Here is a 16,780-nt window from a genome sequence, read left to right as displayed (position 1 = left end):
ATCTCGCTTTTTAGGCTCTTTTTATTTAAAGCTCACTTTGAGAAGTCGGCATTTAGCTCACTAGCCAAGCTATTTTTGATCTCAAAATTCCAATTTTGGAAATATAGGAATAGTGATAACGCTCAAAAGCCAGACAATAAATCCCCAAAATAGCGATTTATGCTCATTAACCCAACAAACGATCATAAAAATGTCATTTCGACTTGCCAAGCACGGTATAGGTCGTTATAGTTCGCCCCGCTTAAACGGACGCGGGATGGAGCAGTTTGGTAGCTCGTCGGGCTCATAACCCGAAGGTCGTTGGTTCAAATCCAGCTCCCGCAACCAATTTTGTAAAGTTAATCAATTATTTGACTAGTTTTATAAAACTGCAAATGCTTTTAAATTTATTTATTAGCAATCTGTTTAAGCAAGATAGTTTATATTCGGACGCGGGATGGAGCAGTTTGGTAGCTCGTCGGGCTCATAACCCGAAGGTCGTTGGTTCAAATCCAGCTCCCGCAACCAATATAACAACTATCACTATTAAGTTCGGACGCGGGATGGAGCAGTTTGGTAGCTCGTCGGGCTCATAACCCGAAGGTCGTTGGTTCAAATCCAGCTCCCGCAACCACTTACTTAATAATATTGAAAAAATCGGACGCGGGATGGAGCAGCTTGGTAGCTCGTCGGGCTCATAACCCGAAGGTCGTTGGTTCAAATCCAGCTCCCGCAACCAATTTCTTATAAAGGCCTCTTTATAAGTTGTACAGATACTGTTTTACTTCGGAATCAATACATTTCAATAAAGCTTTAAATAAATACGGACGCGGGATGGAGCAGTTTGGTAGCTCGTCGGGCTCATAACCCGAAGGTCGTTGGTTCAAATCCAGCTCCCGCAACCAATTTATCAAAACTTTCACCAAAATATCTTACCTCGTATTTCCCACTATTTAATTAATTATTCTATTTGAACAATTAAACGAAGACTTATAACTAGTTAGCATCTGCTGCCATAGTTCAAAACTTAGATATAAAAAAACCTGCTATAAAGCAGGCTTTTAAAACAAATTACAATTTTTAATTCAATTACTTAACCAGTCCAGCAAGAATTTTCTTAAAATCTGCACCAAGCTTTTTGTCATTTAAACCATATTCAACAAATGCTGCCATATAACTTAGTTTGTCACCACAATCATGTGATTTACCAGTCATATTGAACGCTTCAACTTTGTCCGATTCAATCAGCATATCAATAGCATCTGTCAATTGGATTTCATCACCTGCTCCTGCTGGTGTTTTGGCTAATAAATCCCAGATTTTTTCAGATAAAACATATCGGCCCACAACAGCTAAATTTGAAGGCGCTTCGTTCACCGCTGGTTTCTCTACCATCTTGACAATTGTGGTTGACTCACCAGGTTGGACATCTACGCCATTACAGTCAGCAATACCGTATTTCTGCACTTCTTCTTGGGCAACAGGAGCTACCATGATTTGGCTTGACGATGTTTCTTCGAAACGAGAAATCATTGCCGCTAAGTTCTCTGAACTTTGATTTGCAGTGTACTCATCTAAGATGACATCCGGAAGTACAACAGCAAAAGGGTTATTACCAATACAAGGCTTAGCACAAAGTACAGCATGACCAAGCCCCTTAGCTTCTCCCTGACGCACTTGCATAATGGTAACGTCTTTAGGGCAAATACCTTGGACTTCCTTGAGCAATTGACGCTTTACACGCTTCTCCAAAGTCGACTCGAGCTCATAGGATTTATCGAAATGGTTTTCGATTGCATTTTTACTGGCATGTGTTACTAAAACAATCTCTTTTACACCAGCCTTAACACATTCATCAACAATATATTGAATCAGCGGTTTATCAACCAAAGGCAGCATTTCTTTCGGAATGGCTTTTGTTGCTGGCAACATCCGGGTTCCTAAACCGGCAACAGGAATAACAACTTTCATAAGAGTCCTTTTTGAGTAAAGTTAAAATAAATTGTCACGTTCTTAATAATTGATGTCTGTATTTTTATTATCTAATCCCCACGGTGTCTGCGAGGCTTCTTTTTTAATTCTGAGGGTAGATTATAAGAAATCCAACATAGGCATAAAATGGTGATGAATAATAAGGTATTAGCCGGAGATTGAAGGTTAAAATCTACAAAGTTGTGAACGCACATATGAATAATAGCCATTGCCGACCCAAAAGCCACACCTTTATAAAATTTATTATTCCTATTTTTCATAGTTTTACATGCTAATAACAAAGCATATAACATCCATAGCGCCAACATTGCTGAAATAACAACACCGTATTCAATCGAAAATTGGATGTACTCATTATGAGCGTGATCATAAAACCCACTATAGGGTCTAGGTTGGAAGCCTGGGAAAACAGTATAGAAACTGCCTCCACCAGTACCCGTTAACCAATTCTGTTCAATAATGGGTAAGCTATCAATGACGACTAAATCTCTGCTTTCTGATGCGAAGCTTGTATCTTCAATGCGTTGCTTAACTTTTTCAACACCAAAAATTGAACCTACAATGATTAAATCTAAAATAAAAATGCTAATAACTAGTGGTTTAAGCAGTATGGGCGGTCGACGATAAATAAAAATCGCTATGACAGATACAATAATAAGTGCAGTAAAAAAGCCAGCATTTCCCATTCTTGAACGACTTAAAATGAGACCGATAATCATGAGCACTATGGCTAAACGTATTAATAATTTTCGGCTAAACAAAGTAGATAAGCTGGTTACCAAAAACTGCCTAAGCTCAAAATCAGTATTTTGCGTTTTCAACTCTGAAATCAGCCATCCAATAGCAATCGAAAGACACAGGGCAAGATAATTTGCATAATGATTTTGATAAGCAAAAGTACCTCTTGCTTTATCGCCATCTGCATAATGAAATACTGGCGAAACATCTAAATTCATAAGATGGATAGTGGAACCATAAAATGCTTGGAAACACCCAGATAAAAGTATCGAAAATACAATCCACTTAAGCATTCTGGTGTTAATACAGTACTCACTCAACAGCAAGGCAAAAATAAGATAACTTAAGGTTTTTAATAACTGTTGTGTAGTCTGATAACTATCTACTGTGCCAATGCCAGGTATCAAATTAATCACTTGAAGCAGTAAAAAGCCTAAGAATATTGCCAAAGGGATCAATAAGATTTTTTGCCATTCATGACTTAGAAAAGCTTTGTCATGCTTAGCGCAATAAGCAATATGAATACAACCTAAGCTTAATATCACAAACTCCAATATTGACCAGGCCCAAATCCTATTGCTTCCTAACGGTATAGGTGAAAAAACGATTAACGTACACAAAGAGAAAATAATATATTTAGCAAGCCGAGAAGAAGTGAGCATCTAAACGTTACATCCTATTTATAATTTTGATGACATAAGGATTGAATAATCCAATGCGCTGCTGATTCGGACAAATTATTATCGGAATATTTATAAAAAGTGCACAATATTTGGGTTCTGTCATATTGTTTTGCAAGTGATTGCAATGTCAGCTTTACATCCCATTTTGACTCTACAGCAATAGATGCTATATCTATTACTTGTTGTTTCTGCTCAATCGTTAATTCGCCCCAGAATGCAAAGCCAACGGCTAATATTTGACGAATAACTTCAGGGGTATAGGGCCCCTTATCACGCCCCTGCAGCAATAAAGTCCATGCTTTGTCCAATTCACCGTCATTGAAAGCTATCATTGCACCATAATCAGCATAAGCATTTGGCCACAAAGGCCTTTGATTTATCGCTGTTTCATATAGGTAGGTTAAGAACCCCATATTTATAGCTTCAAACTTAGCATAGCCGCCCCATTCCAACACTTTGGCTAACGTAAGTAAGTAATGTGGGTTTGCGCTATCCAATGAATAAGCGTGAGTTGCAGCTACTTTCGCCTGAAAATACTGTTCTTCGTCTGCTTTAGAGTTTCTCTCCCAAAGCTTCAAATAATAAAGCGACTTAAAATGGTAAGCGTTGGCTACACCTTTTTGTACAAGTAAAGGCAGAAAGGCTAACAGAATAATAATCAGCGCGGCATAAACTAACTTACGAGAGGTTGGCATTATTAACATGGCAGTTTAGGAAAATAGCCTTTTTGAAATCAAATATGGGTTATCAACAACAAGCTGAGTGGCGTAAGTATCGTCAGTTAGCTCTTTAGTAATGGAATAAGCTTGATGTAACTTTGGTGGGCGACGCTTTATCGAGTGGCAGTCAGAGCCAATAATGGTATAGAGCTTTTTCTTGATCCACAGCTGGCTTAAAGCTTTAGGCGAATCACCTAAATCGCCGATCAACGATGCTGCAGTTAATTGAAACAAACAGCCTCGTTGCTGAAAAGGCTTAATCCTATCAGGATAACGTTGCAGCTCTCGATTTCGCTCAGGGTGCGCAATCATAGGAAGAATATTCGAGTTGATTAACCAATCAATTAATTTCTCTACGCCTGCAGGTAAATGACTGCTTGGTAACTCTAACAGCAGCACTTTTTTTTCATCAAAATCCCCGACGAATGGCAGCTGATTTTGTTTAGCTAACATTATAATTTCAGGGCAAATTCTCACTTCCGCGGCAACCCTAAGCTCAATAGGCAGTCCTTGGGCTTTAATTTCTTGTTGAACACGAGAATAAGCCCCAAGGATGGTTTGTTGATTATTATCATAAATACCAACATGAATATGTGGTGTTGCCACAATCCGAGTAATACCCTGCTCTATTGCTTGATGGATAAGTGCCATTGACTCATCAAGAGACTTGGCTCCATCATCTATTTCAGGTAGAACATGACAGTGAATATCTATCATGATGCTTTAGCATGTGTCTCTGGTTCTTCGACACTGTTGCTTTCATAGGGTTGATAATACCCATACTGACCATGGTATTGTTGTGCATCTTTAATATTTAATTGATTCAATACTACCCCGAAGACTTTACCTCTAGCCTGATATAATTTCGCAAGCGTCAGTCTTACTGCCTCCGAACGCGTTGTAGCGGCTTTGACTACAGTTACGATGGCATCGCTGTGTGGCGCAATAACTAATGCATCGCTTACCGCTTGTACCGGCGGCGTATCAATAATAATTTTGGTATAGTGCTGTTTGAGCTCTTGTAACACCTTCGCTAAAATTGGCGTTGATAACAGCTCTTGCGGATTAAGAGGAATAGCGCCAGCTGCGAGCACATCGACATTGGGTTTAACATCATGGGCAATACAATCACTGACAGATTCCGAACCTGCTAACACATTTGATAAACCCGGTTGATAATTGGGTAGTCCAAAGCGACTACCGACATTGGGTTTTCGCATATCGGCATCAATAATCAACACTTTTTCCATACCAGAAAAAGCAAATGCCAAGTTCATCGCGACTGATGTTTTTCCTTCATTAGGGAACGAAGATGTGATTTCAATTGTCGTTAAATCCTGTCCGAGAGCCATTAACGATAAAGAAGTCCTTATTGTCCTAACTGATTCCGCATGCATCTTAGCGTTGCTATCATAAAAGGCAAAGTTCACTTCATCATAGGTCGCTTTCTTATCTGCTTTTGGAATATAACCAAGTGCACGTTGAGATAAAATTTTCTCAACATCATCTGTGGTTTTAATCGTATCGTTTAAAGCATCTAATACTAATACAATTACCATCGCAAAAATAAAGCTCGCTAAGAACGCAGCAACAACAATAAGCTTCTTGTTTGGTTTGATAGGGTTATATGGTGTGACAGCTCTATCGGTAAACCTCGCAACGGGAGAATCAAAGTCACCAGTGACTTCGGTTTCTTTCTGGCGAGATAAAAAGCTTTCGAATAGTTGTTGGTTGGTATTCACTTCTCGTAGCAAGCGCTTATACGTAGTATCGATGGTACTTAAATCTTGGAACTCGCCTTTAGAGCTGTTGAATTGAGCTTCTAAAGAACGTAAGTTTTGCGAAGCGGTTTGAGCTTCATCTTCAATACCTTGCACTAAACGACCGATTTGAACGCGTAGATTGTTTTGAACAGTTGCAAGTTCAGCTTTAGCAGAGATCAATTTAGGGTGCTTTGGTCCATAGACCTGTTGTAACTCTGAGACTTTACGCTCAACAATACTGACTTCACGTTTTACGTTTTGTATCGATAAATGTGATGTCACTTCTGGCAAACTTTCCAAACGACCAATATCACTTGCGCCATATTTTTTTACCACGGCCATAAAGCTGTCAGCTTGCGCTTTACGAGACCGAGCCAGTGTTATGTCATCACTTAATCTTTGCAGCTCTTTAGCATCTAGCGCCGTTACACCTTCAACATCAACTAAACCGTTATCAATTCTAAATTGCTCTAAACGATGTTCTGACGCATCTAAATTTACTCGTAAATCCTCTAACCGACCACCCAACCAAATATTCGCTTTTTGAGTCATTCCTGCTTTCGCTTCAAGCTGACTTAAAATATAAGCATCACCCACGGCATTTGATACCAGCGAAGCAAGCTCTGGGTATGGAGTTTCATAGCTGATATTAACAAGTTGAGTTTTTCTTATGGGCGAAATAATAATATTACTAGCAAAACCATTTATCATTTGTTGAAAAATCTTATTTTCATCAACTGGCACAACTTCTTCTTTAGGCAGAAAGTCGATACTGTTTTTTAACTGTTTGAATAACGAAGGCTGAGGTAAAAACTGAGGGTGATTGACTAAGTCTAGTTCATTGAAAACTCTTTCGGCAATTGAGCGAGATTTTAAAATTTCAAACTGAGTAAGATAATACTCTCTTTGACCAGAGTTAATCCCATATACTTCATCTATTTTAATTGCACTTGCCTGCTCAGACTCGATTAGTAACGTTGAAGTCGCGCTATAAATCGGTTTCATACTCATCACAACAAATACAGTTAACGCTGTCACTAAAATAGAGAATGCTAAAATACGCCACTTAAAAAATAGAATTGGCTTGAATAGTTTCTTAAAGTCAACCAACTGCTCAGGGATAATAGGCGTTGTTTTAACTTGAGGGTTATTGGACATCATTAAAAGAATCTCTGCTCTATTGTTATGGTATCACCTGCATGAATTTTGGTTTTTATCTCCGCACTTTCAGAAGTGGTTTTAGTGCCTTCACGAGAAATATAAATTTTATCTGTTGAAGCTCTTTCAGTTAATCCGCCTGCTAGCGCCACCGCCTGATTAATCGTCATACCGGGTTGATATGGATATCCACCAGGTTTCTTAACTTCACCATGGATATAAAACGGGCGGTAATGCACGATTCCAACATAAACACTTGGTTCAACGAAATAATCCCCTTTTAAACCATTATAAATCAGGGACTCAACTTCTTTTACCGTTAAACCTCTTAATGCCAACGTACCTAAAAAAGGATAATTAACAGTACTGCTATTCGTTAATCTCGTTTCAAGAGTTAAATCATCTTCTCCATAAACTTTAATCACAATCGTATCACCCGCTGCTAAACGATGATTTCCTTCGGATACAGCAATAGCATTGCCACTGAAAACAATAACTATAAAAATCAGTAAAACAAATTTCATAACCGTCCTTAGATTACAGAGTCATTTCAGCATTGATGTAATAAATGTTTCGATCAAACTTATAAATGTCATTAGTCGATGTACTTTCATTGATATCCACCCCTACTCTCATCAGTAACCAACGAGCAAAAGAATAGCTGACAGAAGCTTGGTAGCTTGACGTACGATCTTCTCGAATAATGCCGGTAAAGTCTTCTTCTACACGTTCATAACCAAGATTACTTGAAAATAGTTCGGTCCATTCATGCTTCCAAGCTACGCCATAATTGGTCTCTCTTACGTAATCGCCCAATAAGTTGGGATCTTTACTACTTTGCCCCGTTGTGAATGTAAATGCACTATAGGTTAATGGGCGCCAAGTCATGTCTACGTCCCAAGTTAAACCACTAAAATCTTCACGGTTACTATTATCAAAACTTTTTTGTTGATAACCGACTCGAACCTTACCTTCGGTTGAAGCTGTCGCTTCCCAATCCGCCCCTAATAAGTAGTTGGTTGTAATACTGTCTCGATTTTGAAGTTCTAATTGTTCTGGCTCTTTTTGGTACTCAGTATCAATGCGTTGAATATCAGCCACTAAACTTGCGGTAGGGCTCACATCAAAGAAAAACGTCCCGCCATAGGTTGTTTCTGAATAGTTTTTATATTGAGTTAATTCTTCAAACCGCTTGTACTCTTTTTCAAGATATTTACCATTGAGCCTTAATCTCGCAGCAGTACTTTTAGCCCCATATTCATAATAACCACCAATAGCATATACATCATAAGTATTAGGCTCATCTTGAAGGTTACCTACACCTTCAAATATTCCGGTACCTCTATCCTCATGGCCGGCTATATAGGTACCTATTATATTAAATCGATTTGATTGATTGACTTCTACATCAGCTTTTAATCTCAGTAAACCATCTAAGTAATTATCATCACTACTGCTAAAATAATCACCGTACTCGATTCCCGCCTCTGCAGAATAAACACTGTTACCACTTAATAATTCAGCTTTCAATGCAGGGTTAACCACTAAAATCATACTGTCTTCAGTATCAGTGTTTGCACTTGCGATATTGTCGTCATATTTCAAGCTAGTGTTTAAACCAGGTGTAAGATCAATGCCCGACTCAGTTTTAATGACTGCTGCATTTTCTTTATTTTGAGCCAGCGCAACGGGACCTATCATCGAGCTTACAACAACAGCAATAATGCTTCTTCTGCCTAATAACGTTTTCATTCTTTTCTCCCTGTTAGTAGGCATTATTGCCAGTAAAACCTTTGAAAATTGTCATGAAAATAATTTTAATATCCCACCATAAAGTCCAATGACGGATATATGCAAGATCATACTCCACTCGCTTTTCCATTTTATCGAGAGTGTCAGTTTCTCCACGCCAGCCATTAATTTGTGCCCACCCGGTTATGCCGGGTCTTACCTTATGACGGAGCATGTAATAAGCCACAATTTGGCGGTACTCCTCATTATGAGCAACGGCATGAGGCCTTGGACCAACAACAGACATAGTGCCCAATAGAACATTAAAAAACTGTGGTAATTCATCTAATGAGGTTCTGCGCAAAAAACCGCCAATGGAGGTCAAGCGACTGTCGTTTTTCTTAGCTTGAGTGACTTTATCGGCATTTTCTGTGACCGTCATGGAACGGAACTTCAACACTTTAATCCGTTCCCCTCCTAGACCATAGCGATCTTGTTTAAACAGCACTGCACCAGGTGAGGTTAGCTTAATCGCAACGGCTATAATAATAAGTACAGGTGAAATAGCGATAATGGCTAATGAACTAAATAAAATATCAAAAGTGCGTTTATAGAAGTTTTTCATTCCATGGACTGGTGACTCAAACACACTAATGGTATCTAAATCTCCAACGTTACCAACTCGTGCATGCATAAGATTTTTGAGTAGGAAATCAGGTAAAATGAGAACATCAACGGTCGAGTCACCAAGTTGCTGAATAATGCTAGAAATTCGTTTTTCAGCAAGCATGGGTAAACAAATATACAGTTTTTTAACTTCGCTCTTTTTAGCCATTTCAACCGCTTTATCAATGGATCCATTTAGCAAATGTAAATGATCACAGTCTACGCGGTCTGGCTCTCTATCGTCATAAAAACCAACACATTGTAGGCCTAGCTCGATATTGTCATTTAATTCTCGGTATAAATTATTACCTGATTCGGTCATGCCAATAATCGCGACCTTTTGCAAACTGTAGCCATTTCTTCTCATGGTACGCTTTACAACTCTAACTATTACTCGCCAGCTCACTAATGTGACTATAGAAAGACTAAACCAGCCAAAGATAACCACACGCGAGTAATATTCGCCTTGTTTAAACAGGAAAATAGCCGTAAGTAAAATGAAGAATGACACCACTAACACGGTTGCCATTAAACCTAAAACGTAAAGAAAACTACTCAGCCTCCATGAACGATATAGTGAAATGGACTCTGCTAAATAAAGGTAAAAGAATAACTCCGCCATCAATAGCAGAAAATATTCTCTATCGAATAAAACATCGTGAAAATTTAGCATGGTAAAAAAAGCAAAAATTAACACGCTCACATCGACAAGACGAAATACGAAAGCAAGTCCGTTTCGAGCGACATGAAAATTGGAAGGCTTATCCACGATATACTCCTTTAAAGTGAATATAGAACTGCAATAATAAAATTGATGACAAACTTTAAATATAAAGTCTGCTCGAATTCGAACTTTAGATTGACTAATTCGGAGGTGTTCTAGACATTAGAACTAGACAGAAATCACTATCAAAATTGAGTTATTTTTTCATTGCCACATTGGCAAAAAAAATGGGAATTCCGATAACGTATCGAGAGAACATTCTTTTGGGTTCTTTTAAAAGACGATAAACCCATTCCAAACCATTTTTTTGATAAAATTCTGGCGCTCTTGATACTCGCTGAGCTTGAAAATCCAGAATCGCACCACCACAAATCACTAGCACTCTTGCGCCAATTGTTTGAGTCAGCATTTTTGCAATACGCTCTTGCTTAGGCATCCCCATTGCAAGTACAACAATATTTAAAGCGGACTTATCTAAATGTGCTCTAAAATGTTCGAGATAGTCATCATCGTTTTGAAAACCATCTAAACAATTAAAGGGGGACTGCTTAAAAAGCTTCGATGCCCCCCTTGATAACCAAGGCTCGATTGTGCCGTAGCATAGATAATTAACAGGCTGGCTATAAGCTTGGCTTTGCTCAATAATCCGTGGAATTAAATCAGTACCGTTTAAGTTCGCCCCAGGATTTATTTTGCTTAATTTGCACGCTAATTTAATTCCAATGCCATCACGTAAAATATAATCTAAGCTTAAAAAATCTGCTTTAATTGATGGAGAATTTACTACTAAGTTGTATCCATGTTGATTTAAAAAACCGACAGAAATAGCATCCGAAGTAGACAATAGTTGATTAATAAAGTCGTCAACTTGAAAAGTCTCTAAATAACTGACTTTTTTTAATATAGTTTCATTATTCATACTTATCGTCGCGCTCCGTTCGAACCCATTCTTTTTGTCTCGCGGTGAAGAATTTTTTATAGATTGAAAATTTACTAAATATATAAGCAAGAATTCCAAACACATCACTTAACTTGATAATCTCTCGGCCATTACACAGCCAGGATAAGGCAAGTGAAAAAACCAGTAAGCCTAATAATGTGCAGCTAATGTAAAATGCGCTCGTTAACCCTAGCAAGGTCATTACCCCACTCAGTAATGTTGTGAAAAGCACTAACATCAGCCATAAAATTGTTGGAGGGATAGCTGCGTCTAAAGCAAGTAAAAAAACGCTAACCCTGCCCTTTAATAACGCGGTTAACATCATTTTTGGTAAAAGAGATATGGCACTTAGATGTCCGTGCTCCCATCGTGTTCTTTGAGACTCCGTTCCGGCGTTTGATTCAGGAAAATAGCTATTTACGATCGCAGAAGGGCCAAATTTCGCTTGTTCATCGATATTTGCAAGTTTCAAACCCAGCTCTAAATCTTCAACAATACTGCCGCTGGCAAATGAAATTTTATTAAATAAACGCCACGGAAATGCCATCCCAGAGCCTTGCAAATGACAACCTATTCCTAGGTTTGCTAATCCATTAGGTCGTATCTTGTTTTTAACTAACCAAGCAAATTCAGCCACTCGAGTTTTAATCGATGCGCCTATCGGAGACTTCATTAAATAAAGGGATTGAACCACAGAATCTTGAGTTTGGCTTTGATGAACAAGTACATCTAGACTATTGGCTTCAAACTCACAATCGGCATCTAACACTACGAGGGTTTGCGGCACTACGGATAATGATTTTAAATACTGAACGCCATAATCTAACGCATAACCTTTACCCGCTAATTCAGTATTGTGCCGTTCTAACACCTTGACGTTAAACTGCAGGCAAAGATTAACTGTTTCATCGCTACAATTATCTGCAATAACAATCACTTTATCTTCTGAACTTACAACTTCAGATAATTTCGATAGGGTATCTGTGATAACTAATGCTTCATTATGAGCAGGCATTAAAATGACACAAGGCTGACGAGGAGTTTTAGAGGCAAGTACAGCTTTCTTTCTTTGCCCAAGAAGCAATTCAATACTGATCATCATTGTAGGCACACCCACTATGATAAACAGTAAGGCAGCACTAATATAATCAAGATAAGCCATACGTTATCCTTGCCTGATATGTTCAGCTATTTTCGCAGCTTCGATATCAATATTGTGGCGGGTACTAACGCTCGTATAAGCGTTTTGAATTAATTGATTTAAAGAATCTGTACTTAACTCTGTAAAGTTTTTCATCGCAATACTGGTTGCCTCAACGTCTCCCGCAGGGAACAAAATGGCATTATCTTTATCTGAAAGCAGCTCAGGGATCCCGGCAATATACGTTGTCAGCACTGGAGTTCCAATTGCCATGGCTTCCATAATCGCTACAGGTAAGCCCTCAGCAAAGCTCGGTAACACCATCGCATCGGATTCGGTCAATAACCTTTTAACTTCATTTGAGCTAATCCATCCAGTGATTTCCACATGCTGCTCTAATTGGTGTTGTCTAATGAAGTGTTCAATTTCAGGACGCATATCACCATCACCCGCTAAAATTAACTTCACTGCATCATTCGCTTGTACAAGCTGAAGAAACGATTCCAATAATAATAGCTGACCTTTTTGCTCACATAGTCTTCCAATGCAAAGAAACTGATAAGATTCAGGTTTAGAAACTTGTGGTACACCACCTTGTAAAAAACTCTGGTCTAAACCGCAATGTACTATTTTAATTTTCGACCAATCTTCATGGTTTGCCCAACGATAAAGCTGAGAACGGCAATAACTTGTTATTGCAGAGACAAACTTTGCATCTGAAATTTTTTCGTTTAAATGCAAACTTAACGGTTTATCGAACTCTTCAGGGCCATGAACCGTAAAACTATATGGAATACCGGTTAAGTACTTAGCTAACATAACGACTTCTGTGGAATTGGTACCAAAATGAGCATGTACATGAAGACTCTTTTCCGACTCCATTAGGTTGGCTAATTGACAAGCTTCTAAAAGGTAAACCAAGTGATAAGGTAAACTTCTTTCTGACATTTTTGATAACTGAAAACCCATACCTAGCGCTTTGATTATCGCAGAAGGCTGCTTAATCAAACGTTTAAAAAATAAAGGTATTAATGACTTTAAACCTGTTTTTAAAATGTATTGTGTTTTCTGCATTTCAACTTGATCAGTATCATCGGCAATATCAGCATCCCACCCTCTCAAAGCCACTCGTTGAATATCAAATCCTTGAGATTCGAGTGCTAAAATTTCTCTTCTAATGAATGTATGGCTCACTTGAGGGTACTGGTTAATGAAGTAAGTAATTCTCACTTAAAAATTCCTTTCATTTTTCTCTGAGTATTTCTGTTCTTCATCTAAAGGCATATAAAAATACGCTCCCATAATTAACCAAAAATACCAGTTATAAGATAAGTAGAAACACATATTGTCTGAATAACAAACTAACAAATAAGATAGAACCAATCCCAAAATAACTGATGTTCCAGGGCTATCTATACGGTAAAAATGCGCCATTTTTACAAACATAAAAGCAAAAATAATTAAAAAACCTATAACTCCAATAAATCCCATATCGAATGCTATTTGTACATACGCATTATGAGCATCAAATTTTGTATTTCCCTCCAAAGGGAAAAACTCGAGAAAGTAATAGGAAAAAGTATCATAGCCATGTCCTAGTAAAGGCTTCTCGATAATATAATCCCATGCGGCAGCCCAGACTATTTTTCGCCAAACTAATGAATTTAAAGACTCTCCGTACTCTAGATCATCAACAGTAGATTGATTATTAAAAATATCTAGAACACGATCTTGAATGGAAGGAATAAGCATTGCTGCCATTCCTAGTATAATTAAATACAGTAAATATTTTCTGTCGGACAAGACACCAAAAACGACAAACACAAATATTAGAGCAGCCCATGCGCTTCTGGTTTTTGTAAAAAGTAAACACAAGATAGAAAAGCTCAAAATTAGTTTAGCGTGATAAATAAATCTATAATCAAACAAAACAACTTTAGATTTAAATGAATAAAAGCACATTGAAATGACTAAAACTAAATAAAAAGCAAAAATATTTGGATGAGAAAAGGAAGCAAACAATCTGAACCCATCTTTAGTGATACTAGCCTCTGGAAATATGAACTCTTTAAAAACAAAACAAAATGGTATTACTGATGAATACACAACCAACTTAACAATATTTGAAAAATCATTTTTTGTTTTAACAAAATAATAAGTAAGGCAAAATATTGCAAAGTAAGTTAAAACTGAAAAAAATGAACGAGCAGAAGTTAATTTATCTGGCGAAATTAAAATTGACACAAGTCCGACTACAACAAATACCCCCCAAACTTTAAAAAAACTTTTGGGTAGTTCGAATTTTTTAATAAAACAAACAACAATAAAAAAGCAAACAACCACTAAATTTAAAACAGCTCCCATGCCAATGCCAGCGATTTTCGTTAAATTAAGCACAGGATCAAGCGAGGCTCTTAAAAAAACCACATAAAAAAGTAAAGGAGAAAATATATAAAATGAATTAACCATTGGTTAATTTCCACTTAATAATTTGTGCTATTTTTCTAAATTTAAGTCCCAAAAATAAAGTAACCAGCTCTGACGATTTAACTTCTATTTGCTTATAACGATATAAGGCATCTGTTAAATTCACTTTTTCATCAAAACTAAGAGGTTGTAACTTTTGCTGTAACCGAGAAAATGCCACTCTAATTCTGGCACTTTTTTTCTCTGAAATTCTAACTTCACCATGAATTTGATCGATGATGTATGAGTACTGCCCTATATTTACTAAGGTGCCAAACTCCTTAGTTAATCGAATCCAAGTATCCCAATCTTGTAGTGCAGGCATTGCTTCATCGAAGCCAGAGACAGATTTTAAATACTCTACTCGCGTAAAAATTTGATTTCCAACAAGGTTGCTTTTTCTTAACTGAGTATATGAGGCTGAAGGCGTTTCATTGTATTTGTGTTTACCATCTTCTCTAAGTTCGATTACGCTATCAAATAAACCTGCAATATTTTTCTCATCGACTTTATGCTTCAACCAGTAATCAACGAAAGCAGCTAATCTCCATGGCTCAAAATAATCATCATCATCTAGGCCAGTAATGAATTCTCCTTTTGCTAATTCAATAGCCCGATTACGGCCATAGCATGCCCCTTTCGAGGCTTCAGTATTGAGTATTGCTGTTAATTTCCCTTGTGCTTGCATCGCCAATAAATATTCATGACTGCCATCAGTAGAACCATCATCAGCAACGATAATTTCGACTGAAGTATATGTTTGAGCTAAAACCGACTCTACCGCACGTTTTAATAGACTAAGTCTATCTTTAGTCGTGATATAAACACTAATCAACATGCTGAATTGTCCACCATTTTTAATGTATCAATATGATCAACAAAAACTTGCTGAGAGAGTAAAGATTCAATTTCAGCTTTTTTAGTTTTAAAAATACCGCCAACATCAAGGGTGTGATACAAAGCTTCAGTGCTGATTAAATGCTGCTCAATATCTTTATCATGCCTAATATCAAAAATGGCATCGCCTAAGCCGATATCTTCAAACACGCCAGTAACTTTTGTGTGTTTTTCACGATCAATATAAGGCACTGCTATGGCACCTCTAGACAAGGCAAAAATCAAAACATGAAGGCGATTTGAAACAACAAATTTAACCTTTGAATAAACGTCAAATATTGCTGTTTGATCATGCTCTAGAAACGTAACAGCTTCATTCTGGGGCTTAATTGATTCAGCGATTAATGACATATAATCATCATCAAGATTAACCTGCACTACTGGAGTTAACTCATAATGAGTTTTAAGGTTTAACATCGCATCAATAATTGGCTTAGTATTTTCAGCGGAATTAGCGTCAGCAGAAACCACTCCAGCTCTAAAAGAATAGCCAACTGAATTTGTTTTTAAAGATGTATTTGCCACGAATGGTAAACACAAGCCAAAATCTGGAAAGTAAGTAAATTTAGTTATATTGACACTACGTAAATACTGATGACTGTATGTCTCTCTAACACCAGTAAAAGCATAAACTTTGCTTTTCTTCTTTTCTAAAGTTAAAGCAGACTTTCCATATGGCCCTAATGACACTCCTAGACGGACATACCTGATACCAATTAGGCTAAAAACACGCATTTTTAAGTATCGAAACCAAGCACTTTTGTCTGCATCTTTATAGAAAACATGACCTGGCACATCTAAGAAATATGTTTTAGTTTTCCCAAATATTGACTGTAAAACTCGCTTATAAAAGCGCTTTTTCTCAGTAATAATTGACTCAATTTTTACGTCAGCAACTAAAGCCTTTACAAACCACTCAGGTACCCCTTTTGCTTCAATAATAATAGAGCAGTTTTCAGGTAGCAGTTTTAATAACTCTTGATTAATCACCAAATCACCAAGATTCTCGTATTGGGTAATTGGTCTAAAAAATACAATACTATCCATGTAAGCCTCTAACTTTAGTCCACTTCAAAGGGGTTAATAAGTAAGTCACTTTAGAAAAAACGGGTTTAATTTATTAATAAATAACACATCAACTTAGCCAGAAATCACCTGTGTAGTAACACAGTGCAAGCAACGC

The 16,780-nt window shown here is 37.4% G+C and carries 14 protein-coding genes and 5 tRNA genes; 5 read left to right on the top strand and 14 right to left on the bottom strand.

The genetic code is table 11. The features are described 5' to 3' along the window. Positions 1-250: 250 nt before the first annotated feature. The 5 genes from L2735_RS00795 (at position 251) to L2735_RS00775 (ending at position 884) form a co-directional block, all read left to right on the top strand. Positions 251-327, top strand: a tRNA-Met gene (locus L2735_RS00795). A 103-nt stretch (positions 328-430) separates the two neighbouring features. Continuing rightward, a tRNA-Met gene (locus L2735_RS00790) sits at positions 431-507 on the top strand. 29 nt (positions 508-536) lie between these two features. Beyond that, positions 537-613, top strand: a tRNA-Met gene (locus L2735_RS00785). Between the two features lie 28 nt (positions 614-641). Continuing rightward, positions 642-718 (top strand) — tRNA-Met (locus tag L2735_RS00780). Positions 719-807: 89 nt separating this feature from the next. Next, positions 808-884: transfer RNA gene (locus tag L2735_RS00775), tRNA-Met, on the top strand. Between the two features lie 184 nt (positions 885-1,068). Here L2735_RS00775 and galU read toward each other — a convergent pair. The 14 genes from galU to L2735_RS00705 all read right to left on the bottom strand — a co-directional run bounded on the left by galU (position 1,069) and on the right by L2735_RS00705 (position 16,644). Further along, positions 1,069-1,950: a UTP--glucose-1-phosphate uridylyltransferase GalU gene (gene galU, locus L2735_RS00770; RefSeq protein ID WP_248982902.1), complete on the bottom strand. Its 882-nt coding sequence runs from the start codon at positions 1,948-1,950 to the stop codon at positions 1,069-1,071. Positions 1,951-2,021: 71 nt separating this feature from the next. After that, on the bottom strand, positions 2,022-3,116 hold the full coding sequence (locus tag L2735_RS00765) for an O-antigen ligase family protein (RefSeq protein WP_283104500.1): 1,095 nt from the start codon (positions 3,114-3,116) through the stop codon (positions 2,022-2,024). A 269-nt stretch (positions 3,117-3,385) separates the two neighbouring features. Then, a complete protein-coding gene (locus L2735_RS00760) occupies positions 3,386-4,087 on the bottom strand; it encodes a hypothetical protein (protein ID WP_248982900.1) in 702 nt (233 codons plus the stop codon). A 15-nt stretch (positions 4,088-4,102) separates the two neighbouring features. Beyond that, complete coding sequence (locus tag L2735_RS00755; RefSeq protein ID WP_248982899.1) at positions 4,103-4,828, bottom strand: tyrosine-protein phosphatase; 726 nt, start codon at positions 4,826-4,828, stop codon at positions 4,103-4,105. Further along, on the bottom strand, positions 4,825-7,035 hold the full coding sequence (locus tag L2735_RS00750) for a GumC family protein (protein WP_248982898.1): 2,211 nt from the start codon (positions 7,033-7,035) through the stop codon (positions 4,825-4,827). Before L2735_RS00750 ends, L2735_RS00755 begins: the two co-directional genes overlap by 4 nt. Then, positions 7,035-7,556: a polysaccharide biosynthesis/export family protein gene (locus tag L2735_RS00745; RefSeq protein ID WP_248982897.1), complete on the bottom strand. Its 522-nt coding sequence runs from the start codon at positions 7,554-7,556 to the stop codon at positions 7,035-7,037. Before L2735_RS00745 ends, L2735_RS00750 begins: the two co-directional genes overlap by 1 nt. Before the next feature lie 13 nt (positions 7,557-7,569). Continuing rightward, complete coding sequence (locus L2735_RS00740) at positions 7,570-8,784, bottom strand: outer membrane beta-barrel protein (RefSeq protein WP_248982896.1); 1,215 nt, start codon at positions 8,782-8,784, stop codon at positions 7,570-7,572. Between the two features lie 13 nt (positions 8,785-8,797). Continuing rightward, positions 8,798-10,198, bottom strand: coding sequence for an undecaprenyl-phosphate glucose phosphotransferase (locus L2735_RS00735; RefSeq protein ID WP_248982895.1), 1,401 nt, complete (start codon positions 10,196-10,198; stop codon positions 8,798-8,800). Positions 10,199-10,349: 151 nt separating this feature from the next. Continuing rightward, a complete protein-coding gene (locus L2735_RS00730; RefSeq protein WP_248982894.1) occupies positions 10,350-11,072 on the bottom strand; it encodes a WecB/TagA/CpsF family glycosyltransferase in 723 nt (240 codons plus the stop codon). Then, positions 11,065-12,255: a glycosyltransferase family 2 protein gene (locus tag L2735_RS00725; protein WP_248982893.1), complete on the bottom strand. Its 1,191-nt coding sequence runs from the start codon at positions 12,253-12,255 to the stop codon at positions 11,065-11,067. Before L2735_RS00725 ends, L2735_RS00730 begins: the two co-directional genes overlap by 8 nt. Positions 12,256-12,258: 3 nt before the next feature. Continuing rightward, positions 12,259-13,464, bottom strand: coding sequence for a glycosyltransferase family 4 protein (locus L2735_RS00720; protein ID WP_248982892.1), 1,206 nt, complete (start codon positions 13,462-13,464; stop codon positions 12,259-12,261). Next, on the bottom strand, positions 13,465-14,703 hold the full coding sequence (locus tag L2735_RS00715; RefSeq protein WP_248982891.1) for an O-antigen ligase family protein: 1,239 nt from the start codon (positions 14,701-14,703) through the stop codon (positions 13,465-13,467). Beyond that, positions 14,696-15,538 carry a glycosyltransferase gene (locus L2735_RS00710; protein ID WP_248982890.1) on the bottom strand — a complete coding sequence of 281 codons (843 nt, stop codon included), beginning with the start codon at positions 15,536-15,538 and terminating at the stop codon, positions 14,696-14,698. Before L2735_RS00710 ends, L2735_RS00715 begins: the two co-directional genes overlap by 8 nt. Then, positions 15,532-16,644 (bottom strand): polysaccharide pyruvyl transferase family protein, encoded by a 1,113-nt coding sequence (locus L2735_RS00705; protein WP_248982889.1) that lies wholly within the window; start codon positions 16,642-16,644, stop codon positions 15,532-15,534. Before L2735_RS00705 ends, L2735_RS00710 begins: the two co-directional genes overlap by 7 nt. Between the last annotated feature and the right edge of the window lie 136 nt (positions 16,645-16,780).

Source organism: Shewanella olleyana (assembly GCF_023283825.1).
GTDB lineage: Bacteria > Pseudomonadota > Gammaproteobacteria > Enterobacterales > Shewanellaceae > Shewanella > Shewanella olleyana.
Note: the sequence above shows the minus strand (reverse complement) of the source record. Positions and strands in the feature narration are given on the sequence as shown.